The sequence below is a fragment of the Bordetella ansorpii genome (assembly GCF_900078705.1).
Classification (GTDB): domain Bacteria; phylum Pseudomonadota; class Gammaproteobacteria; order Burkholderiales; family Burkholderiaceae_B; genus Bordetella; species Bordetella ansorpii_A.
This window is the reverse complement of the sequence record NZ_FKIF01000007.1, coordinates 127,799-150,287: the sequence shown is the minus strand read 5'-3', so window position 1 is coordinate 150,287 and position 22,489 is coordinate 127,799. Positions and strand designations below refer to the sequence as shown.

General features: G+C 67.6%; 19 protein-coding genes. 14 read left to right on the top strand and 5 right to left on the bottom strand.

Annotated elements, in window-relative coordinates:
* The first annotated feature begins 66 nt into the window (after nt 1–66).
* Nucleotides 67–990 (top strand): helix-turn-helix domain-containing protein, encoded by a 924-nt coding sequence (locus A6745_RS16365; RefSeq protein WP_066129310.1) that lies wholly within the window; start codon nt 67–69, stop codon nt 988–990.
* A gap of 198 nt (nt 991–1,188) precedes the next feature.
* Here the strand turns inward: A6745_RS16365 and A6745_RS16360 are convergent, their stop codons facing one another.
* Nucleotides 1,189–3,441 (bottom strand): DUF3604 domain-containing protein, encoded by a 2,253-nt coding sequence (locus A6745_RS16360; RefSeq protein WP_066129307.1) that lies wholly within the window; start codon nt 3,439–3,441, stop codon nt 1,189–1,191.
* A 102-nt stretch (nt 3,442–3,543) separates the two neighbouring features.
* Between A6745_RS16360 and A6745_RS16355 the strand changes: the two genes are divergently transcribed.
* Nucleotides 3,544–4,467, top strand: a complete 924-nt coding sequence (locus A6745_RS16355; protein WP_066129304.1) for a LysR family transcriptional regulator — start codon at nt 3,544–3,546, stop codon at nt 4,465–4,467.
* Between the two features lie 156 nt (nt 4,468–4,623).
* Nucleotides 4,624–5,595 carry a Bug family tripartite tricarboxylate transporter substrate binding protein gene (locus tag A6745_RS16350; protein ID WP_066129300.1) on the top strand — a complete coding sequence of 324 codons (972 nt, stop codon included), beginning with the start codon at nt 4,624–4,626 and terminating at the stop codon, nt 5,593–5,595.
* 158 nt (nt 5,596–5,753) lie between these two features.
* On the opposite strand, the gene A6745_RS16345 is transcribed toward A6745_RS16350, so the two are convergent.
* The 3 genes from A6745_RS16345 to A6745_RS16335 form a co-directional block, all read right to left on the bottom strand.
* Nucleotides 5,754–6,731 carry a tripartite tricarboxylate transporter substrate binding protein gene (locus tag A6745_RS16345; RefSeq protein WP_066129296.1) on the bottom strand — a complete coding sequence of 326 codons (978 nt, stop codon included), beginning with the start codon at nt 6,729–6,731 and terminating at the stop codon, nt 5,754–5,756.
* 81 nt (nt 6,732–6,812) lie between these two features.
* Nucleotides 6,813–8,906, bottom strand: coding sequence for an acetate--CoA ligase family protein (locus A6745_RS16340; RefSeq protein ID WP_066129294.1), 2,094 nt, complete (start codon nt 8,904–8,906; stop codon nt 6,813–6,815).
* On the bottom strand, nt 8,903–9,709 hold the full coding sequence (locus A6745_RS16335) for an enoyl-CoA hydratase/isomerase family protein (protein WP_066129292.1): 807 nt from the start codon (nt 9,707–9,709) through the stop codon (nt 8,903–8,905). Before A6745_RS16335 ends, A6745_RS16340 begins: the two co-directional genes overlap by 4 nt.
* Here A6745_RS16335 and A6745_RS16330 point away from each other — a divergent pair.
* Nucleotides 9,674–10,636 carry an IclR family transcriptional regulator gene (locus tag A6745_RS16330; protein WP_407922736.1) on the top strand — a complete coding sequence of 321 codons (963 nt, stop codon included), beginning with the start codon at nt 9,674–9,676 and terminating at the stop codon, nt 10,634–10,636. The genes A6745_RS16335 and A6745_RS16330 overlap by 36 nt on opposite strands.
* A gap of 251 nt (nt 10,637–10,887) precedes the next feature.
* Here the strand turns inward: A6745_RS16330 and A6745_RS16325 are convergent, their stop codons facing one another.
* Complete coding sequence (locus A6745_RS16325; protein WP_066129286.1) at nt 10,888–11,220, bottom strand: DUF1007 family protein; 333 nt, start codon at nt 11,218–11,220, stop codon at nt 10,888–10,890.
* A 721-nt stretch (nt 11,221–11,941) separates the two neighbouring features.
* Between A6745_RS16325 and A6745_RS16320 the strand changes: the two genes are divergently transcribed.
* The 10 genes from A6745_RS16320 (at nt 11,942) to A6745_RS16275 (ending at nt 22,433) form a co-directional block, all read left to right on the top strand.
* Nucleotides 11,942–12,313: a RidA family protein gene (locus A6745_RS16320; protein ID WP_066129283.1), complete on the top strand. Its 372-nt coding sequence runs from the start codon at nt 11,942–11,944 to the stop codon at nt 12,311–12,313.
* A 2-nt stretch (nt 12,314–12,315) separates the two neighbouring features.
* Nucleotides 12,316–13,761, top strand: a complete 1,446-nt coding sequence (locus tag A6745_RS16315) for a M81 family metallopeptidase (RefSeq protein ID WP_066131302.1) — start codon at nt 12,316–12,318, stop codon at nt 13,759–13,761.
* Nucleotides 13,762–13,820: 59 nt separating this feature from the next.
* Nucleotides 13,821–15,395: an ABC transporter substrate-binding protein gene (locus A6745_RS16310; protein WP_066129281.1), complete on the top strand. Its 1,575-nt coding sequence runs from the start codon at nt 13,821–13,823 to the stop codon at nt 15,393–15,395.
* 19 nt (nt 15,396–15,414) lie between these two features.
* Entirely contained in the window at nt 15,415–16,359 is a 945-nt protein-coding gene (locus A6745_RS16305; RefSeq protein ID WP_066129278.1) for an ABC transporter permease, read from the top strand.
* Nucleotides 16,356–17,252, top strand: a complete 897-nt coding sequence (locus A6745_RS16300; protein ID WP_066129275.1) for an ABC transporter permease — start codon at nt 16,356–16,358, stop codon at nt 17,250–17,252. Before A6745_RS16305 ends, A6745_RS16300 begins: the two co-directional genes overlap by 4 nt.
* A gap of 9 nt (nt 17,253–17,261) precedes the next feature.
* On the top strand, nt 17,262–18,275 hold the full coding sequence (locus A6745_RS16295; protein WP_066129272.1) for an ABC transporter ATP-binding protein: 1,014 nt from the start codon (nt 17,262–17,264) through the stop codon (nt 18,273–18,275).
* Between the two features lie 10 nt (nt 18,276–18,285).
* On the top strand, nt 18,286–19,254 hold the full coding sequence (locus A6745_RS16290; protein ID WP_066129269.1) for an ABC transporter ATP-binding protein: 969 nt from the start codon (nt 18,286–18,288) through the stop codon (nt 19,252–19,254).
* Between the two features lie 60 nt (nt 19,255–19,314).
* A complete protein-coding gene (locus tag A6745_RS16285) occupies nt 19,315–20,769 on the top strand; it encodes an N-acyl-D-amino-acid deacylase family protein (protein ID WP_066129266.1) in 1,455 nt (484 codons plus the stop codon).
* Entirely contained in the window at nt 20,766–21,707 is a 942-nt protein-coding gene (locus tag A6745_RS16280; RefSeq protein ID WP_066129263.1) for an N-carbamoyl-D-amino-acid hydrolase, read from the top strand. The genes A6745_RS16285 and A6745_RS16280 overlap by 4 nt, the downstream gene beginning before the upstream one ends.
* 66 nt (nt 21,708–21,773) lie before the next feature.
* On the top strand, nt 21,774–22,433 hold the full coding sequence (locus A6745_RS16275; RefSeq protein ID WP_066129260.1) for a helix-turn-helix domain-containing protein: 660 nt from the start codon (nt 21,774–21,776) through the stop codon (nt 22,431–22,433).
* Nucleotides 22,434–22,489 lie beyond the last annotated feature (56 nt).

Below are 22,489 nucleotides of genomic sequence, written 5' to 3'. Positions count from 1 at the left end.
CCGCTGACTTGCCCCCATGCTACGCTTGAACTCGCAATGTCCGCGTTGCGATCAGGAATCGTCATCATGTCCGTCATCCAGACACATCCTCAGCCCGTGCCCAAGAAGGACGCCCTGGGTTGCGCCGCCGGCAAGCTCTCCTTGAACCAGGAGCTGCATGCTGATGACCTGACGCTCTACCGCAAAAGCACCCGCGACGACCGTTTCGGCAGCGTGGGCACGGCGGCGTCCGATCGCGGCTTTCTGGTTGGCGTGGCGTTGCGAAGCGGACATCGCCGGCGCATCTTCGACGGCCGGCGCGTGGCCTCGCATGATTTCGAGCTCGGCTCCATCTACATCCGCGATTTCACCGACGACTACCGTGCCGACCTGCATGGCGGTTTCGATTTCCTGATGGTCGAGCTGTCGCGCAGTTTCATCGAGCGGCTGAACGCCGAGAAGGGCGGGCCGCCGGTTCACGGCTTGCTGCCCAAGACCGGCGCGGGCGATCCGGTCCTGACGCATCTGGCCCAGGCCGCGTCCATCGTGCTGGATCAGCCCGGGCGGGCCGGGCCGCTGCTGGTCGATCATCTGGGCGTGGCGCTGGGCAGCCATCTGCTGGCGCAATACGGCAACCGCGCCAGCTCCGATGCCGCCTGGCCGGAAGTGCGCGGCGGGCGAGTGCTGTCGCGCGCACTGGAGCGGCGGGCCAAGGAAATGCTGTTGGCCAACATGGAGGAAAACCTCTCCGTGGCCGACATCGCCGATGCCTGCCGGCTGTCGCGCAGCTATTTCATCAAGGCGTTCCGCCAGACGGTGGGCATGCCGCCGCATCGCTGGCTGCTCGAGCAGAGGGTGCGGAAGGCTTGCGATCTGCTGCGCGAGCCGGGACGATCGATCGCGGAAATCGCGTTGTCCTGCGGGTTCTCGGATCAGCCGCACCTGACGCGGGTGTTCACCAAGGTGATGGGGGTATCGCCGGCGGCCTGGCGGCGCCAGATCGCCGCCTGAGCCTTCCGCCGCGCTCCCCCGCCTGCACATGGCGGTCGCACCGGAGGGGGCCATCAACGGGTTTTCCGCTGCTGCCGCGAGGCCATGTCCTGGCCGCACAGCCTGGCATGAACCCTTGGGCGGCATCGATCCTCGATCCCGTCGCTTGCGCGATGCACCGCCACGCCTCGCGGCGCAAGTGGCGGGCAGCGCCGCGGCTCAGCTCGCCGGCTTCTCGATATAGATCGGGCTGGAATAGATGAAGAACCCGTCTTCCGTCGTCACCCGCACGTAGATCGCATTGTCCCGGCCCGCATGCAGGGGCACGCGCACGCGCTGGCGCAGGTGCGTGACCGTGTTCTGGTCGGGCAGGCGGAACACCTGCAGCCGGCGCCGGATGCCGCCGTTCTCGCGCACGATGGGCTCCAGGCCGATCTCCGACACCGGCACCTCCAGGTCCACCAGCGGCGTGTGGATCTGCAGCGTTCCGGCTTGCGGATCTTCCAGCCGCACGTCCACGCCGCTGAAGCCGCCGGTGGTCAGCGAGCGCCAGGCCAGGCGCCGCGGCTCGGGCTGGTCCAGGGTCTTGTCCAGGTTCCAGAAATTGATGGGCCTGGGATCGACGAACGCGTTGCCCGACAGCGTTGCCTCGCCGTCCCACACCGTCTGCCGGCCACGTCCGCGATACCCCGAGCCTTCCCATACCATGCGGATGCGGCTGCCGAGGTCGTCCCGGTCATACGGGGTGATCACATGTACCACTTCCATCAGGTTGCGCACCTCGATGCGCTCGATCGGCGCCTGGGTCGCGACGTCGAACTCGAATTCCACGGCGTCGCCGTCGTAGGCGAGGATGGCGCCCATGTCCGCGCTGTCCACGGACGCCTGCGTCACGGGCAGACCCAGTTTCGGATCGTCGGACCAACGCTGCGCCGGCCGCGCGAAATGCGCGCGCACGTCCAGGTAGGCACGGCAGCCCGTGGTGGCGTAGTGGCGCCGCTGGCGCAGGCATTCGGCGATGGCCGGACGCGTCAGGGCGTCGGCGATCAGGCAGCTCAGGCCGCCGTAGGCGCCGAACAGCGAGGCGCCGGGGTGGCTGGCGCCGTGCCGGCCCTTGTGGCCGTCACTGTTGGCCAGGATGCCGACGCGATAGCCCAGCGTGAAGGCATCCTCCAGCAGCCACTCGAACGTGCCCCAGTCGGAGTGGATCTCGATGGACCGCTCGATCCGCGCGTCGTGCGACAGTGTGATGTCGGCGTAGCGGCCGCCGATATGGGCGAATACCACGGCGTCCTCGTCGCGCAGGGCGTCGAACAGTTGGTCGGCGCTGTTGCAGTCGCTGTCCAGGTCGGACAGATCGTCGACCAGGGCATGCGACGAGCGGTGCAGCGGACGGTTCTCGTTCAAATACATCACATTGCGGTCGCCGCCCAGCCCCGTGTTGCCCGACCACTCATAGCCGGGGAAGATCACGAAACGGCCGTCCTCGTTGTAGCGCGCGGTCAGCGCGTTCAGGTGCCGCCAGAAGTCGATCGTGATCTGGAAGTCGTTGCCTTGGTGGCTCATCACGTCCAGGAAGGCGCGGTCGCGGGCGAACACGATCAGCTCCTCGGCGGAATTGGTGCCGATGGTCTCTTCGGACTGCCCATGCAGGTCGGCCCAGTAGTGGCCACGTCGCGGCCGCGCCACCACGCGGCAGGGGTTGCTGCACGCGATGACCTGACCGTCGCGCAGCACGTCGATCCGCAGGTCACCGTCCTCTTCCGGGACAAGGTCGTCCAGCACGGTGGCATAGTCGCCATCCTGGACGGTGATGCTGGCCGGCAGGCCGGCCACGCGCAGGTTGCTGCGCAGCGCATAGCAGCCCGTGACGCGGTTCGAGGGATTGCCCCAGCGGTCTTCGCCCTTGAAGCCCAGGCGCACAGCCTGTCCCCGCATGGCCAGGCTGGGCAGGATGGCCTTGAAGCTGGCGGGCGGGCCCGCCACCACGGAGATGGTAGGCGAGTGCTCCATCTCGACATAGTTGTAGGTGGCGAAGGCGTCGACCAGGACGCGGAACTCGAAGGTCGGTTCGTGGAAGGTCTGCACGCGCATGCCCGGCGATCCCTGGCGCGTGTCGCCGAAGCGCACGATGATCTGGTCGCCTTCCTCCAGGTAACCGCGCACCACCCGGATGAACAGTGTCTTGTCCCAAGGGCGGATGTTGCGCTTGCCGTCGTACTCGACCTGCAGCACGGCGCCGTTGCTGGCCTGCACGGTGGTGTAGTTCCAGCCGGCCGGGTCGTCGAACTGCGGCTTGCCCATGTCGCTGGCGAAGCGGTGCACGATCTTCAGCGAGCCCGTGTCGTCGATGCCGAAATAGCCGGCCGTGTAGGTCAGGGTGAAGGAGGCGAAGCTGCCGGCCTCGAATTCGCCCATGGGTTCGATGGTGGCGGATCCCATCTGGTGGCGGGCGTATTGGGAATGCGGCATGGCGTGGGACTCGGGAAGGGGGAGGGAGGGTCAGACACCATCCTAGCGAGCCGACATGCATGCGGCCATGGTATATAAGCTATTTCTACATAGCGTGGCATCATGGAAGAGTCTGTCGAGGCCGTCTCGCTACGGCAATTGCGCGCGCTGGTATCTGTCAGCGATGCCGCCAGTTTCACGGGCGCCGCGGAGCAACTGGGCATGTCGCAGCCCTCGGTCAGCCACCTGATCCGCCGCCTGGAGGCCGAGGTCGGCCAGACCCTGGTGGTTCGCGGCCGCGATATCCAACTGACGCGCCAGGGACAGGCCATCGCCGATGTCGCGCGGCGCGCCATCCTGGCCATCGACAGCGCGCTGCGCGAGTGCCGCGACATGACCTCGCTGAAGGCGGGATCGGTCAACGTCGCGGTGGGCCACGTCAGCGCCGCCACCTTGCTGCCGCAGATCCTGCACCGTTTCCAGGAAAAACATCCGGACATCGAGTTGACCGTGGTCGACTGCATGGTCGAGCAGATCCGCGGCAAGCTGCTGTCGCACGAGGCCGACATCGGCCTGGGCGCGGTGGTCGCGTCCGACGACTCCAAGATCCTGGTCGAAAACCTGTGGGACAGCGAGGTCTGGCTGTTCCTGCGCGACGACCATCCGCTGGCCGGCCGCGCCGCGGTCGATGCACGGCTGCTTACCGAGCTGCCCTGTATCCAGCTCAATCCCAACGCGCCCGCCTGGCTGGCCATCAGCCGCAGGCTGGTGGCCCACAACATCTATCCACGCGTGGAGCAGCGCGTCATCCTGGTGTCGACCGCGGTTGGCATGATCCAGGCCGGCATGGGCGTGGCGATGATGCCGAGCATCGCCGCGGTGCACATGCCGCGCGGCATCAAGGGAATTCCCTTGCGCGAGCCCGGCCTGGCGTGGCCGATCTCGGTGGTGAGGCTGGCGAACTATCCCTTGTCGCCCGCCGCGCAGGCGTTCGCGGCAGTGGTGCGCAACACCATCAGGACGTTCAAGGCCCGCCAGGATGCATAACGCGGCGACATGGCGATATAGCCGGCATGCGCTAGGGAAGGGCAACCCGATCCGATAGTCTGACCTGGCTTTTGTGCGTCGCCGCACGGCGGCCACGGGCGGATTCGCGGGGCAACAGCCCGCGCCTTGCCATTTGCATCGACCATCGGAGTCGTCATGAAAAAAATACTAGGGGTAAGCCTGGCCATGCTGGCCGGCAGTGCATGGTCGGCGCATGCCGCCGATACGTTCCCGTCCCATCCCATCACCCTCGTCGTGCCGCTGGCGGCCGGCAGCACCGCCGACATCCTGGCGCGCGCCATCCAGCCCGAGTTGTCCCGCCGCCTGGGCCAGCCCGTGGTGGTTGAGAACAAGGCGGGCGGCGGCGGGCTGATCGCCATGAGTTTCGTCGCCCGCGCGGCGCCCGACGGCTACACGCTGGTGATGGGCTCGAACAATACGTGGGCCATCAACAAGGGCCTTTACAAGTCGCTGCCGTACGATCCGCAGAAGGATTTCGCGCCCGTGGCCTATCTGGCCGGCGGCTCCAATGTGCTGATCGTCAAGCCGGCCAGCCCCTATGGCTCGATGCAGGCCCTGGTGGCGACCATGCGCGCCGAGCCGAACCGCCTGACGTTCTCGTCCGGCGGCAATGGCACCACGCACCACCTGTCCTCGGAATACCTGAAGGCACTGACCAAGACGCAGGCGATGCACATTCCGTATCGCGGCGCGCCCCAGGGGGTGACCGCCGTGATGGCGGGCGAGGTCGATTTCGGCTTCTACAACACGCCCAGCGTGTCGGGGTTGGTGAAGGAAGGCAAGCTCAAGGCCCTGGCCACCACCGGCCAATCCCGTTCGCCGTTGCTGCCTGACGTGCCGACGATGCAGGAGGCCGGCGTGCCGGGTTACCTGATCTCGGTCGACTTCGGCTTGATGGCGCCTGCGGGCACGCCGGACGCCGTGGTGACACGGTTGAACCGCGAAGCCCGGGCCGTTATGAAAGACGCGGACATGCAGAAGCGCCTGGAGTCGCTGGGCTATGAGGTGTACCGCGACGATACCCCGGCACAGTTCGGCGCCTTCATCCAGCAGGACATCGACAAGTGGGTGCCGCTGGTGAAACAGGCAGGCGCCAGCGTGGATTGAAGGAGATCGGGGCGGCGCGCCCGATGCCCGGCATTTCCGCCAGGTCGCTTCTGCGACATGCCGTCATGGCGCGATAGATACGCCATCACCCACCACTGCGAGCGTGTGACGCCTTCGGGTTTCATGACCTCGTCGAACACCTCCGGTGCGTTGCTGGCCTATGGCTTCTGCTTCAGTCCCGCCCGCTCCACGATGCGCCGCCAGCGGTCTTCCTCCGAGGTGACATACTTGCCCAGGTCCTCGGGGCGGCCGACCTCCGGGACCAGTCCCTCCTGTTCGACCGCATGGCGGAAATCCTCCTTGCCGACGGCGCCGCGGATTCCCTCGTTGAGCCGGTCGATCACGGATGCCGGCGTGCCGGCCGGCACGAACACGGCGTACCAGCTGTCCACGAAGTAGTCCGGCAGTCCGGCTTCAGCCACGGTGGGTACCTCGGGATAGGTCGGGGAGCGTTTCGGCGAAGTGACCGCCAGGGCGCGCAACTGGCCGCTCTTGACCTGGGCGCTTACGCTGGCCGAGGTGGAGAAGATCATGTCGATCTGGCCGCCCATCAGGTCGTTGATCGCGGGTCCCGCGCCCTTGTAGGGCACGTGCAGGATGTCGACCTTGCCCAGGTTCTTGAACATCTCGCCCGCCAGGTGCGCGGAGGTGCCGTTGCCATACGAACCGAAGGTCAGCTTGCCGGGCTGCGCGCGGGCGGCGGCCAGCAGCTCCTGCACGGTCTTGAACTTCGAGTTCGCCGCGACCACCAGCACGTTCGGCGACTTGCCGATCATGGCGACCGGCGCGAAGGCCTTGTCGGTGTCGTAGGGCAGCTTCTGCTGGATGGCGGGGTTGACGGCATGGGCGAACGTCGCCATCAGCAGGGTGTAGCCGTCCGGCGCGCTGCGCGCCACATTGTCGCTGCCGATGATGGTGCTGCCGCCGGGCCGGTTCTCGACCACCACCGCCTGGCCGAGATTCTGCCCCAGGTCCTTGGCCAACTGGCGCGCGATGATGTCGGTGCCGCCGCCGGGCGTGAAAGGCACGACGATGCGCAATGGCCTGTCGGGAAATTCGGCCCGTGCGGCGTGCAGGGGCAGCAGGGCGGTCAAGGCGGCGGCCAGCAGCCACCCCCGCGATAAGCGTCGGTTCATTGCCTGTCTCCAGAAAGCGTGCCGGCTCGTGCGGCACTTGTCGTGAAAAATGGCGGGCGCGTTCATGCGCCCGTCCGGGCACTAGGAAAGAATGGCCACCCCGTCCGCGGCGATCGCGCCCTGGCCCTCCGCGCGGACGAACAAGGGGTTGATCTCGGCCTCGACCAGGCGGTTGCCCAGCGACCGGGCCATCTCGCCGAACGCCAGCACGGCGTCGATGACGGCAGCCACGTCGGCCTTGGGACGGCCACGGTAGCCCTCCAGCAATGGCCAGGACGTCAGGCCGCGCAACGCGTCCAGCACCTGATCGGGCCGCAGCGAACCGCCATCCGCCGGCAGCATCAGCAGCGCCGTGTCCCGGAACAGTTCGGCCATCACGCCGCCCATGCCGATCAGCAGGGCGGTGCCCAGGGCGTCCTGGCGTACCCCCAGGATCAGTTCGGCCACGCCTGACGTCATCTCCTGGACCAGGAAGGCATCGGGCGCCTGGCCGGTGTGGGCCCGGACCTCGCGCGCCATCCGTGCCAGGCGTGATCCGATCGACGTCGCGTCCAGTCCCAGCGCCACGCCGCCTACCTCCGATTTATGGAGGATTCGCGCGGACAGCAGCTTGAGCGCAACGGCAGGCCCGAGTTCGCGCGCGGCCTGTTCGGCCTGTGCCGCGTCGTGAACGACCCGTTCGCGAACCGAGGGGATGCCGAAGTGGCGGAACAGGGCCTTGGCCCGCGCTTCGTCCATCGGTCCGGCGGGCAGGTCGTTCGGGGCCTGGGGGGGCCGCCGCGCCGCAGCCTCCATGGTCGGTCTGGCGGACAACTGCGCGTAGCGCCATTGCGCGCCCAGGGCAGCGGCCACCCCCTCGGGTTCGTGGAAGGCGGGAATGCCATAGCGGCCCATTACGGCCGCCGCGGCCGGCGCATGGGGGCTGACGTAGGCCATCACGGGTTTACCATCGTGGCCCATGGAGTCCCGCAAGGCATCCGCCATCAGTTCCGGTTGCGCCACGCCCGAAGAACCCACGACCACCGCCAGCGCGTCGTACGCGGGGCTGTCCAGCAGCACGCGAATGATCCGGCGCAGCAGGGCGGGCTGCAGCCCGGCCAGCGTGACGTCGATAGGATTGCGGTCCAGCACGGCATGGTCGCCTTCCTGCAGCGCGCGCAATCCGGCCGCGGTGGCCGCATCGGGCGCGGGCAGATCGAAACCCGCCATTCCCAGGCTGTCGGCGACCAGCGTGCCGGCGCCGCCGGTGGAGGTGAGCACCGCCACGCGATTGCCCTGCAATGTCCGTCCCGCCGCCAAGGCCGCCGGCACATTCAGCAGGTCCGCGAAGGTCTGCGCCCGGAGCACGCCGGCCTGCGAGAACAGGGCGTCATACATGCGATCCGCGCCCGCCAGCGCGCCGGTGTGCGAGGCCGCGGCGCGGGCGCCGGATTCCGAACGTCCGATCTTGAAGGCCACGACGGGCTTGCCGGCGGCCGCCGCCTTCCGGCAGGCCCGGACGAAGGCTTCGGGACGGCGCACGGTTTCGACATACAGCGCGATGACGCGCGTGCCGGGATCGTCGGCCAGCATGTCGATGAAATCCGATAGTTCCAGGTCGGCCTCGTTGCTGGTCGATATCAACTTGGAGAAACCGATGCCGCGCGCACTGGCGCGGGAGAGCAGGGCGCCCAGAATGCCGCCGCTCTGCGACACCAGGCCGACCTCGCCCCGCTGCAATTGCCCCAGCTCCAGGGCGCCGCTGGCGCTGAGGGTGATGCCGTCGGTCAGGTTGACCAGCCCGATCGTGTTCGGGCCCAGCAGCCGCATGGAACCGGCCGCCTGGCACAACGCCTGCTGCCGGCGCGCGCCTTCCTCGCCGGTTTCGGCGAACCCGCTGGCCAGCACGATGGCGGCCGGCGTGCCCCGCGCGGCCAGCTCCCGCACGGCGTCCACGGCCCGTTGTGCTCCCAGCAGCACCAGCGCGACGTCCGGAGCCTGCGGCAGCGAGGCGATGTCCGGATGGCATGCCAGCCCCTCGATCTCGCTGGCTCGCGGATTGACGGGGAAGATCTTCCCTTGGTAGCCATGCTTGAGCAGATAGCCGACGGGCCGGCCCGAGGTCTTGGACGCATCTGCCGAGGCGCCGATGATGGCCACGGAGCGAGGCGTCATGAGGCGGTCCCAAAGGCTCATTGGCGGGCCTCCCTGGCCTGCGCCATGCGCTGCAGGAACGCCTGGACCGACTGCCGATGCTCGTGGCTGGTGTAGCAGACGCCCTGGGCCTGGCTGCCCATGGCGAAGACCTGGTCGGCGGTCAGCTCGAAGGTCTGGTTCAGGATCGACTTGCCCAGCGCGAGCGCCGTGCGCGAGCCGCGTGCAAGCGATGCGGCCCATTCCCGCGCGTCGGCCAGCAGGGCGTCGGGGGCGGCCAGCCTGTCGGCGATGCCCAGCGCCAGCGCCTGGCGGGCATCCACCTTGCGGCCGCTGAAGATCAGATCCTTTGCATGCGGCAGGCCGACGCGGCGAGGCAGGAAGTACATGCCGCCGCCGTCCGGGATCAGGCCCCGGTCGATGTAGCTCCAGGCGAACGACGCGGATTCGGAGGCCAGCACGAAGTCGCAGGCCAGCGCCGTGTCGGCCCCCAGTCCGGTGGCGGCGCCGTTGACGGCCGCGATGGTGGGCTTGGGCATGTGATAGAGCAGCCCCACGGCATGGTGCACGACCTGCTGCCGTGACCATCCATTGAATGCCACGTCGCCCGCGGGCGCTTCCATGCGCTGCTGCATGCCCGCGACGTCGCCGCCCGCGCAGAATCCTTTGCCCGCGCCGGTCAGCACCAGCGCGCGGACGTCCTTGTCGCGCGCCATGTGTTCCAGCGCGTGGATGAAGTCGGCGCGCATGCCGTCGGTGAAGGCATTGCGCTTGTCGGGGCGGTTGAGGGTCAGCGTGGCGATGCCCGCATGGACCTGCAGTTCGATGAGTTCGTAGTGCGCCATGTCTCCTCCGGTATGGCCGCCAGTGGCTGGTGTGCCGTTGCACTGGCTTACCGCGAACACTACGCGCTAAAGTGGGCGGCCACATCCCCTCATTTCCATCTGGTGGAATTGCAAATGGCGCAGGATCTTTCCCTTGGCGGGCAGGGCCGCTTCGGCGGCCCCGGCCAGAACCGGTCCCTGGAAAGAGGGCTGGAGGTGCTGCGGGCCTTCCGTCCCGGCACGGACCTGCTGGGCAATGGCGAACTGGCGGAACGTACGGGGTTGTCCCGCGCCACGATCAGCCGCCTGACGCAAACCCTGGTGACGGCGGGGTTCCTTGAACATGACCGTGCGGCGCGCGCCTACCGATTGGCCGTTCCCGTGCTGAGCCTGGGCCATGCCATGCGCGCCTCGTCGCCCGTGTTGCGCGTGGCGGTGCCGTTGATGCACGAGGTGTCGGCGCGGCTGAAGGTCAACGTCGGCCTGGCCAGTCCGGACCGCGCGGACATGATCTACCTGGAGTCGATCCGCTATCACCGGAAAGTGTCGCTGCGCACGGTGGTGGCCGGCCAGCGGGTTCCCATCGAATTGACGTCGTTGGGGCGCGCCTACCTGGGCCGGCTGGATGCGTCCGAGCGCCAGGAACTGCTAGTCCGACTGAAGCGGGCCCATTCGGCGGCGGCATGGCGATCCATCAGCGCGGGCATCGGCGAGGCCCTGGCGGAGCTGGGGCATTCCGGCTACTGCTGGACCTCCTGGCAGCCGAACGTGATCGCGTTGGCGGCGCCCTTGGTCATCGCGGGCCGGCCGCTGGCCTTGAATTTCAGTCAGCCGTCCGGGGATACGCCCGCGCAGCGGGCGCGACTGGCGGCTGGGCTGGCCCCACGGTTGCTCGCTTTGCGGGACCGAATCGAAAACGGCATCGAAGCACGGACCATGCCGCCGTGACAGGTCAGTGGACGTAATACTCCAATCCGCGCCCGTGTGGGACTGTCCGGCGCACGGTGTACAGCCTCTGCTGGCGGCCAGGGAAGAATTCGCGCCGATGGGGGGCACAGGAGTGGAAGAACCGGCCCAGGGGATATCTTGACGGCGAAAGGCTATCGATCCAACATTCCAAGAAATGATGGAATGAATATGAGCCATGTAGATCGAGTCGCCTGCCAACACGAGCATGCTGCCGAAGTTGCCGGGGGCCGTTAATGCCCGATCGCTCCAATCGGGATTTGTCTGCCATCGGAACGGATCTTCATGAAATAGCCGAAGGGCTTGAGATTCTCTACCGCCTTGCCGGCAAATCGAGCAGCCGAATCTGCCGCTTCCTTTGTATTCTCGGTGGTCTCTTCGACGACGTATGAAGTGTAGAGTTCATCGAAAAGCCATTCTTCCTTGATGGCTGCAACGAGCCCGGTGTCCGAGGTGAGCACCGTGCTGCGCACATCGATCCAGGCATGCGGATGGCTCCAGGCCGAGGCCGCCGAAGAAAGGCCGAAGGCGAAGAGGAAGTAGCGGATGTATTTCAGAACAAACATTCCATGCTCAGGGCAGTCTTGCCTTAGACGATGACGGTGGTGCGAAAAAATCTGAAGGCCGCCAAAGGGCGCGCGTTGGCGGCTTGGGTGCAAGATTACACGCGGCCAGGCAAGCCGTCGGATAAAGGGCTGGGATGGCGGCTGGGATGATGGTTCTGAATTGCGCATAATGTATATTATGTAAAGTGAGATTTACCCCGGCCACGTGCTTCGCCGGGCTTGTCCCTCACTCTCCAACGCGCACCACCGTCGGCCCCTTGGACAACGCGACAGGCGTCTTGGTCCGCAAGCGCCGCCTCCAGTGCGGCCCACCGCTTCCGCAGCCAGGATGACCGCGCAACGGCCACGCATGCCGGCGCGAACATAAGCCGGCTTATGGGTGTTTGCCCCTATTACCCATCTCTCCATTGATCTTTATCGTATTTGAGAATTCTCATATTCGACAAATCAAACAAGGGGAGCACGGCATCCAGCCGTGCCGACGAAAAAGCATGCTGGACGACTCGCAGTTCCGCGATGGCTTCGTCGCGGCCCTACGCACCACGGCCTCATCGCCACGACGGCATCCGGGTCTCCTTTCGTGCCCTCTTCCTCGGCGCCGCTCGTCCGATGCCTTGCAAGGCCGGGTCTCAGACCCGGCGGCGGTGCCTGTTGCCAACCTCGCCAGCCCAGCCCTCCTGGCCCGCGCGGCCGACCTCATCCCACCATATCGAGCCTGCCCATGATCAAACGCTACCCCAGCTCCCTGCCTCTGCCCTTTTCCCGCGCCACCCAGGCCGGCGGGTTCCTGTTCCTGTCGGGACAGGTGCCGATGGACGCCTCCGGCCAGGTCGTGCGCGGCGACATCGGGGCACAGACCCACGCCGTGTTCGACCGCATCGAGGAAACGCTGGCCCTGGCCGGCTGTGCCCTGAAAGACGTGGTGCGCGCCACGGTATGGCTGAGCGACCTGGCCACCTTCAACGACTTCAACGCCGTCTACCGCGAGCGCTTCGGCGACACCTTCCCCACGCGATCCACGGTACAGGCCGCGCTGGCCATGGGCGTGGACGTGGAGATCGAGGTCCAGGCGTTCATCGGGGACGCCAGATGAGCCTGCGCATCTTCTCGGCCTCGCTGGCGACCGAAACCAATACCTTCTCGCCCATCCCGACCGGCCTGAATGCCTACAAGGACCGCGGCTTCTATCCCGCCGGCACCCATCCCGACCGCATGCAGCTGTTCTCCGGCCCGCTGTGGGCCGCGCGCCAACGCGCGCAAGGCAAGGACTGGACGCTGTTCGAGGGGCTGACCGCCGGCGCCACGCCCGCGGGCACGACTACGCGCCATGCCTACGAAACGCTGCGCGACCAGATCCTGGAAGACCTGAAGGCCGCGCTGCCCGTCGACATCGCGCTGCTGGGGCTGCACGGCGCCATGGTGGCGGACGGCTATGACGACTGCGAGGGCGACATCATCACCCGCGTGCGGGCTATCGCCGGGCCGGACACGGTGATCGGCGTGGAGCTGGACCCGCATTGCCACCTGACGAAAGCCAAGACGGAGACGGCCGATTTCGTGGTCTGTTTCAAGGAGTACCCGCATACGGACATCCTGGAACGCGCCTACGACCTGGTCGATCTGTGCGTGGCCAAGGCCGAGGGCCGCCTCCAGCCCGTGCATGCGGTGTACGACTGCAGGATGATCTCGTTCATGCACACCAGCCGCGAGCCGATGCGCAGTTTCGTCGACCGCCTGCTGGCCATGGAAGGCCAGGACGGCGTGCTGTCGATCTCGATCGCACATGGTTTCCCGTGGGGCGACGTGCCGGACATGGGCAGCCGGGTGCTGGTCTACACCGACGGCAACCTGGAGCAGGCCCAGCAGTTGGCCAAGCGGCTGGGCGAGGAAATCATCGGGTTTCGCGATCAGCTGTCGCCGCCCTATCCCAACCCCGATGACGCGCTGGACCAGGCATTGGCCAGTGACCGGTTTCCCGTCGTGCTGGCCGACTCGGCCGACAACGCCGGCGGCGGAGCGCCCAGCGATTCGACGTTCATCCTGCAACGGGTGCTGGCTCGCGGCCTGAGCGGCGTGGCCATGGGACCGTTCTGGGATCCCGTGTCGGCCGCGCTGTGCTTCGAGGCCGGCGTCGGCGCCCGCATGCGGCTGCGCGTGGGCGGCAAGGTGGCGCCAGTGTCCGGGCAACCGGTGGATATCGAATGCGAGGTGCTGGCGCTCAAGCGGGGCGCGGAGATGACGGGTCTGGCCAACACGCCTTCGCAACTGGGCGACACGGCCGTGGTGCGCACCAACGGCGTGGTGCTGGTGCTGACCAGCGTGCGCAACCAGGCCATGGGCACGGACCTCTTCACGCAGTTCGGGGTCGACCTGGCGGCGATGAAGCTGATCGTGGTCAAGAGTTCGCAGCATTTCTATGCGTCGTTCTCCAAGGTGGGCAAGCACGTGGTCTACGTCGACACGCCGGGCGCCCTCACTACGGACCTGCGCTCGTTGAACTACACCAAGGCGCGGCGCGACATCTGGCCGCTGGCCTCTTGAAGCACACGCGGCAAGCCGCGGCTGCACGGCCGCGGCATCACATGACAAGGGGAATCACGATGCTGTCCACACTCAGCAAGCATGGCGCCGCCCTCGGGTTGGCGTTCGGCCTGGCCATGGCCGGCGGCGCGGCGCAGGCAGTCACCATCAAGATGGTGCCGCACGCCGACCTGAAGACGCTGGATCCGCTGTTCAACACGGCATACATCACGCGCAATCACGGCTACATGGTATTCGACTCGCTGTTCTCGCAGAACAGCAAGGGCGTGCCGCAGCCGCAGATGGTGGATGCCTATACACGCTCGGACGATGGACTGAACTGGAAGTTCACGCTGCGCGACGGCCTGAAGTTCAGCGATGGCGCGCCGGTGACGGCGGCCGACTGCGTGGCCTCGATCGAGCGCTGGGGCAAGAAGGACACGATGGGTCAGGCCCTCATGCGCGCCGGCGCCAAGCTCAAGGTCGAGGACGAGCGCAGCTTCTCGCTGACGTTGTCCGAGCCCTTCGGCCCCATGCTGGAAGCCCTGTCCAAACCCTCGGGCCTGCCGCTGTTCATCATGCCCAAGCGGCTGGCGGACACGGATCCCAATACGGCGGTGACGGAAATGGTGGGCTCGGGCCCCTTCCTGTTCAAGCGCGACGAGTGGGTGCCGGGCAACAAGGTGGTGTACGTCAAGAACCCGAACTACGTGCCGCGCAAGGAAGCGCCCGACGGCCTGGCCGGCGGCAAGCAGGTGAAGGTGGACCGCGTGGAATGGCTGTACATCCCCGACGGCAACACTGCGGCCGCCGCGCTGGCCAACGGCGAGGTCGACATGGTCGAGCTGGTGCCGCCGGATTTCCTGCCCATGTTCGAGGGCAACCCGGACGTGCAACTGACGCCCACCGTGGCGTCGCAGGGCATGGCGGTGGTGAACTCGCAGCAACCGCCCTTCAATGATCCGCGCGCCCGCCAGGCGCTTTATTACCTGATCAACCAGAAGGCCATGACGACGGCGATGGGGTACTCGGACAAGTACCGCGTCGACTACTGCCCTACCCTTTACATCTGCAATTCGCCGCTGGCCACCGACGCGGGCGCCGCGCCCTACGCCAAGCAGGATCTGGCCAAGGCGAAGGCGTTGTTCCAGGCGGCCGGCTACAAGGGCGAGAAGATCGTGCTGCTGCACCCCACCGACAACCCCACGGGCCAGGCCGTACTGGTGCTGGCGCAGAACCTGCAGAAAGCCGGTATCAATGTCGATCTGCAGTCCATGGACTGGGCCTCGGTGGCGGCACGCCGGCTGAAGAAGGAACCGAGCGCGCAAGGCGGCTGGAACATCTTCCTGACCTGGGGCGGCTATTACGACGCCAGCACGCCGCTGACCAATCCCTGGCTGTCGGCCGCGTGCGGCAACAGCCTGCCCGGCTGGCCCTGCGACAAGCCGCTGGACGAGCTGCGCACGCAATGGGTGCGCGAGAGCGACGCGGCCAGGCGCAAGGAGCTGGCGGCGGCCATCCAGGCGCGGGCCTACGAGACGGTGCCCTATGTGATGTGGGGCGAGTTCAAGCCGGTGATGGCCACCCGCGGCCTGTCCCATACCGAACTGCTGAAGACCGGCATGCCCGTGATGTGGAACATGCAGAAGCCCTGACCCGGCCGCGGAGACACGCATGAAAGACATACTGCGCCGCATCGCGGCCGTCATCCCGGTCATGGCCGTGGTGGCGGTGGTGGTGTTCATGCTCATACACATCGCGCCGGGCGATCCGGCCGCGGTCATCGCGGGCGACAACGCCACGGTCGAGGACGTGGCCCGGATCCGGCAGAACCTGGGCCTGGACAAGCCGCTGCTGGAACAGTTCGGCGTCTGGATCGGCAACCTGGCCACCGGCAACCTGGGCACGTCGATCTCGACCCAGATGCCCGTCTCCCAACTGATCGGCCAGCGCATGGGACCCACCGTGTCCATCGCGGTGTTCACCATGCTGCTGGCCGTGGTCACTGCCATTCCGTTGGGCGTGGTGGCGGCGTGGAATGCCGGCCGCTGGCCGGACCGCGCCGCGATGCTGCTGTCGGTCTGTGCGTTCTCCGTGCCGGTGTTCCTGATCGGCTATGCGCTGGTCTACGGCTTTTCCATCAAGCTGCGCTGGCTGCCCGTGCAGGGCTACCGGCCGCTGGCCGAGGGCGTGGGGCTGTACCTGCGGCACCTGATCCTGCCCTGTGTGTCGCTGGGCCTGGTGTACATGGCGCTCTTGGCGCGCATGACGCGGGCCACCATGCTGGAAGCGCTGAACGAGGACTACATCCGCACGGCGCGGGCCAAGGGCCTGCCCACGTTGCCCATCGTCTGGCATGCCCTGAAGAACGCCGCCAATCCCATCGTGACGACCATCGGCGTCGGGGTGGCCCTGCTGATCGGCGGCGTGGTGGTCACGGAAACCGTGTTCGCCATTCCCGGCCTGGGCCGCCTGACCGTGGACGCCGTGCTGCGCCACGACTATCCCGTCGTGCAAGGCGTGTTGCTGGTGGCCTCGGCCATCTACGTGCTGGTCAACCTGCTGGTGGACCTGAGCTATCGCCTGTTCGACCCCCGCCTGCGGAGCCTGCAGACATGACGACGACCTCCCTGCCCGCGCAGGCGGCCACGCCCGCCGCCCACCCGGCCCGGCCGATGCACGTGCGCGTGCGCCGCGCCTTGCGCCGCCATCCCACGCTGCACCTGGGCGTGCTGATCCTGGTGCTGCTGGCCCTGGCGGCGTTGCTGGCGCCCTGGCTGGCCAGCGCCGACCCCTTGCAGATCGACCCGTTGATGCGCATGAAGCCGCCGTCGGCCGAGTACTGGTTCGGCACCGACGCGCTGGGCCGCGACGTATATGCCCGCGCCATCTGGGGCACCCGCGTGTCCTTGACGGTGGGCCTGTCGGTGGCGCTGGTGGCGACGGTGATCGGCACGACGCTGGGCCTGCTGGCCGGCTATTTCCGGCGGCTGGACGCGCCCATCATGCGCGTCATGGATGGCCTGATGGCGATTCCCGGCGTCTTGCTGGCCATTGCCCTGATGTCCATCCTGAAGGGTGGCCTGGGCACGGTGATCCTGGCCATCGTGGTGCCCGAGGTGCCGCGCGTGGTGCGGCTGGTGCGGGCGCTGGTGATGACGCTGCGCGAACAGCCCTACGTGGAAGCGGCGCGCTGCGTGGGCACGCGCACCTTCGGCATCCTGACCCGGCACATCCTGCCCAACCTGTTCGCGCCGCTGATGGTCCAGGCGACGTTCGTGGCGGCCTCGGCCATCCTGAGCGAGGCGGTGCTGAGCTTCCTGGGCGTGGGCATCCCGCCGCAGATCCCCAGTTGGGGAAACATCATGGCAGAAGGGCGCAACTTCGTCGCCATCGCCTTTCACATCATCCTGTACCCGGGCCTGCTGCTGGGCCTGACGGTGCTGGCCATCAACCTGGTGGGCGACGGGCTGCGCGACATGCTGGACCCGCGCCTGGCCCGCAAACTGTAGGAGCGCGCCATGACCGCGTCCACGCAAGCCCCCATCCTGAGCGTGCGCGACCTGCGCACCTGTTTCGACGGCGACGAGCGCAGCGTGATCGCGGTCGACGGCCTGTCCTTCGACCTGCGGCCCGGCGAAACGCTGGGCCTGGTCGGCGAGTCCGGCTGCGGCAAGAGCGTTACCTCGCTGTCCATCATGCGCCTGCTGCGCCAGCCCGGCCGCATCGCCGGCGGCCACATCGAGTTCGAGGGCCAGGACCTGGCGAAGCTGCCCGAGTCCGCCATGCGCAAGCTGCGGGGCAACCGGCTGTCCATGATCTTCCAGGAGCCCATGACCTCGCTCAACCCGGTGTTCACCGTGGGCAAGCAGATCGCCGAGTCCATCATGCTGCACCAGCGCAAGCCGCGCCGCCAGGCCTATGCCCAGGCCGAATCGCTGCTGGAACTGGTGCAGATCTCCGACCCGGCGCGGCGCCTGCACGAGTACCCGTTCCAGCTGTCGGGCGGTATGCGCCAGCGCGTGATGATCGCCATGGCGCTGGCGTGCGAGCCGCGCGTGCTGATCGCCGACGAGCCCACCACCGCCCTGGACGTGACCATCCAGGCGCAGATCCTGCACCTGCTGCGCGACATCCAGCAGCGCCTGGGCACGGCCATCGTGCTGATCACGCACGACCTGGGCGTGGTGGCGCAGATGTGCCAGCGGGTGATCGTGATGTACGCGGGGCGCAAGGTGGAGGAAGGCTCGGTGGATGACGTGCTGGACGCGCCGCGCCATCCGTACACGCAGGCGCTGATCCGCGCCCTGCCCGCCTTCGCCGATGCGGACGGCCACGTAACCCGCCTGGCCGAGCTGCCCGGCATCGTGCCCGTCATCACCCCGCAATCGCGCGGCTGCGCCTTCGCCGCGCGCTGTCCGGAAGTCCGGCCCCGCTGCACGCAGGACCGCCCGCCCGCCGTGGCCGCCGGCGCCACTCACCAGTCATGGTGCTGGGCCCGCGCCGACGCCTCCCCCGCCCTCGCGCATGCCTGAGACCGCCATCATGGAATCCTCCTCCGCCCTGCTGGACGTGCAGGATCTGAAGAAGCACTACAAGGTTGCCGGACGTCACGGCGCGCAGGTGCTGCGCGCCGTGGACGGCATCTCGCTGCGGGTGCCGCGCGCTGAAACCCTGAGCCTGGTCGGGGAATCGGGCTGCGGCAAGTCCACCACGGGCAAGTGCCTGGTGCGCCTGACCGAGCCGACCGCCGGCCGCATCATGCTCGACGGCCAGGACCTGGCCGCCATGGATGCCCGTACGCTGCGCCAGTCGCGCCAGCGCATGCAATTCGTGTTCCAGGACCCGTATTCGTCGATGAATCCGCGCATGCGGGTGCGCCAGATCATCGGCGAGCCGCTGCGCAACTTCGGCCATTCGCGCGCCGACATCGACCGCCGCGTGGCCGAACTGCTGGAGCGCGTCAGCCTGCGGCCCGACTCGTCCTCCAAGTATCCGCATGAATTCTCGGGCGGCCAGCGCCAGCGCATCGTGATCGCCCGCGCGCTGGCGTTGAATCCGTCGCTGATCGTCTGTGACGAGCCCGTGTCCGCGCTGGACGTGTCGGTGCAGGCGCAGGTGGTCAATCTGCTGATGGACCTGCAGCGCGACCTGGGCCTGACCTATGTGTTCATCTCGCACGATCTGAGCGTGGTGCGCCACGTCAGCCATCAGGTGGCGGTGATGTACCTGGGCCGCATCGTCGAGCAGGCGAGCGCGCGGCAACTGTTCAAGGCGCCCGCGCATCCGTATACCCGCGCGTTGCTGGCGGCGGTGCCGTCCGCGCGCAGCGGCGAGCGGGGAACCCCGGTACGGCTGCTCAAGGGCGAGATTCCCAGCCCGCTGTCGCCGCCCTCTGGCTGCGCCTTTCGCACCCGTTGTCCCATGGCGCAGCCGCGCTGCGCCGACGAGATTCCACAGACCCGCCCGCTGGCCGACGGCCATACGGTGGCCTGCCACTTTGCCCACGCTTGATTTCGACCACGCCGCGCCGCGGGTCCGTCCCGGCGCCCAAGACCCGACAAGGAAACCGGCATGCCAGAGACACCCTCGACTCCCTTTGACTACATCCTGACCGGCGGCACGCTGATCGACGGCACGCAGGCGCCGCGCCGCCAGGCCGACGTGGGCGTGCGCGGCGACCGCGTGGCCGCCATCGGCGACCTGTCGGGCGCCCAGGCGCACCGCCGCATCGACGTCAGCGGCAAGATCGTGGCCCCGGGCTTCATCGACTCGCACACGCACGACGACAACTACCTGCTGGCGCGCCCGGACATGACCGCCAAGGTCTCGCAAGGCGTCACCACGGTCATTACGGGCAACTGCGGCATCAGCCTGGCGCCGCTGGCGCACGCCTCGCCACCACCGCCGCTGGATCTGCTGGACGAAGGCGGCTCGTACCATTTCACCGATTTCGGACACTACCTGGATGCGCTGCGCCAGGCTCCGCCCGCGGTGAACGCGGCCTGCATGGTGGGCCATTCGACACTGCGCGCGGCGGTGATGCCGGCCCTGGACCGGGCGGCCACGGCCGACGAGATCGACGCGATGCGCGAGCTGGCCGAGCAGGCCATGGCGGCCGGCGCCATCGGCATCTCGACCGGCACGTTCTATCCACCCGCGGCCAACGCCACGACCGAGGAGCTGATCGAGGTATGCCGCCCGCTGACCGCGCACCACGGCATCTATGCCACGCACATGCGCGACGAAGGCGACCACATCGTCGATGCGCTGCAGGAGACCTTCCGCATCGGCCGCGAGCTGAACGTGCCGGTGGTCATCTCGCACCACAAGGTCATGGGGCGGAACAACTTCGGCCGCTCGGGCGAGACGCTGGCCATCATCGAGGATGCGATGGCGCGCCAGCCCATCGCCATCGACGCCTATCCGTACATCGCCGGATCGAGCATGCTGAAGAAGGACCGCACGATGCTGGCCGGCAAGACCGTGTTGACCTGGTGCAAGCCGTTTCCGGAACTGGCCGGGCGCGACCTGGACGACATTGCCGCCGAACGCGGCAAGGCGAAGTACGACGTGGTCGACGAGCTGCAACCGGCCGGCGCCATCTATTTCATGATGGACGAGGCGGACGTGCAGCGCATCCTGGCCTTCGACTCGACGATGATCGGGTCGGACGGCCTGCCACATGACGAGCGGCCGCATCCGCGCCTGTGGGGCACCTTCCCGCGCGTGCTGGGCCATTACGCGCGCGACGTCGGGCTGTTCTCGCTGGAAACCGCCGTATGGAAGATGACCGGCCTGACGGCGGCCAAGTTCGGCCTGGCCGACCGGGGCCGCATCGAGCCGGGCGCCTATGCGGACCTGGTGGTGTTCGACGCACAGGCCATCGTGGATGCCGCCACCTTCGAGAAGCCCACCGAGCGCGCGCAAGGCATCGAGGCGGTGTTCGTCAACGGCACGCCCGTCTGGATCGACCAGGCGCACAGCGGCGCCCGCCCCGGCCGCGTGCTGGAAAGGCGCGCGGCATGAGCCGTTCCACGCGCAAACTTCACCTGGCCGTCGCCCAGTTGGGCCCCGTGCAACGCGCCGACAGCCGCGCCCAGGCCGTGCGGCGCCTGCTGGCCATGCTGGAAGACGCCGCTGCCCGCGGCGCGCGCTGGCTGACCTTTCCGGAGCTGGCGCTGACCACTTTCTTCCCCCGCTGGGACCTCGAAGACCCGGCGGAGATCCGCGGCTTCTTCGAGACCGAGATGCCCGGCCCCGAAACGCAGCCGCTGTTCGACGCCGCCCGCCAGCGCGGCATCGGTTTCTCGCTGGGCTATGCCGAACTGGACGGCGACACGCAGTACAACACCAGCATCCTGGTGGGGCCTGACGGACGCATCCTGGGCAAGTACCGCAAGATCCACATCCCGGGAGATGCGCAAAGCCGCAGCGGCGCCGCGCTTCAGCATTTGGAGAAGAAGTACTTCGCGGTCGGCGACCTGGGCTTTCCGGTGTGGAAAACCGAGGACGCGGCCATCGGCATGTGCATCTGCAACGACCGCCGCTGGCCCGAGACGTTCCGCGTCATGGGCTTGCAAGGGGTGGACGTGGTGATGCTGGGCTACAACACGCCGTCGGGCTACGTGCAATGGAACGAGCCCATCCATCTGCGCATGCACCATCATCTGCTGTCGTTGCAGGCGGCCGCGTACCAGAACGCCTGCTGGGTGGCGGCGGCGGCCAAGGCCGGCATCGAGGAAGACAGCCCCATGATCGGCGGCTCGGCCATCGTGGCGCCGACCGGGGAAGTGATGGTGCGTACGTTCTCGGAGGACGACGAAGTCATCAACTTCGTCTGCGATCTGTCCGTCTGCGATCACTACCGCGCCAACATCTTCAACTTCGCGGCGCACCGCCGGCCCGAGCATTACGGGCTGATCGTGTCGCGCACTGGCGCGGGCGCGCCGCTGTCGGCAGGCTGAGCGCTCAGAGAGGTGGAGATTACAATCGCCACCTTTCAAGCACGTCCACTGTCTTTTCGAGTTGCCATGGCTTCTTCCTCGTCTTCCGCGGCACCCGACATTCTGGGCAAAGAGGCCATGGGACGGCGCCTGCGCGCCGAGCGCAAGGCGCGCAAGATGACCTTGCAGACCCTGTCCGCGGCCTCCGGCATCGCCGTCTCGACGCTGTCGAAGGCCGAACTGGGCCAGATCGCGCTGAGCTACGAGAAATTCGCCTCGCTTGCCCGGGCGCTGGACATCGACATGACCCGGCTGTTCCGCCGCGGCGATGGCGAGCCGCCCGCGGCGACCCCCACGTATGTGAAGGGCCGGCTGGACGACTCGCTGGACTACGTCACCGACAATTACCACTACAGGCTGCTGCTGGGTGACTACCCCGACAAGAAGATGACGCCCATGCTGGGCATCATCGAGTCGCGCAGCGTCGACGAGTTCGAGGAGTACGTGCGGCACCCGGGGCAGGAATTCGTGATCGTGCTCAGCGGCAAGGTCCGCATCCAGTTCGAGAACGGCGAGAGCGTCGTGCTGTCGCGCTTCGAATCCGCCTATTTTTCCAGCGGCATCGGCCACGTCTACCTGTCCATGAGCGCCAGGCCGGCCCACGTGCTGGCCGTATGCACCGACCTGGACACCTTCCCTGCGGCGCCGCCGCGCGGTGGGGCGCGATGGAAGCGCAAGGACGGCTAGTGACCGGCCGGATGTCCCCACCCCGCACGATGCTGGCCATGGCGACTCCCCTGAAT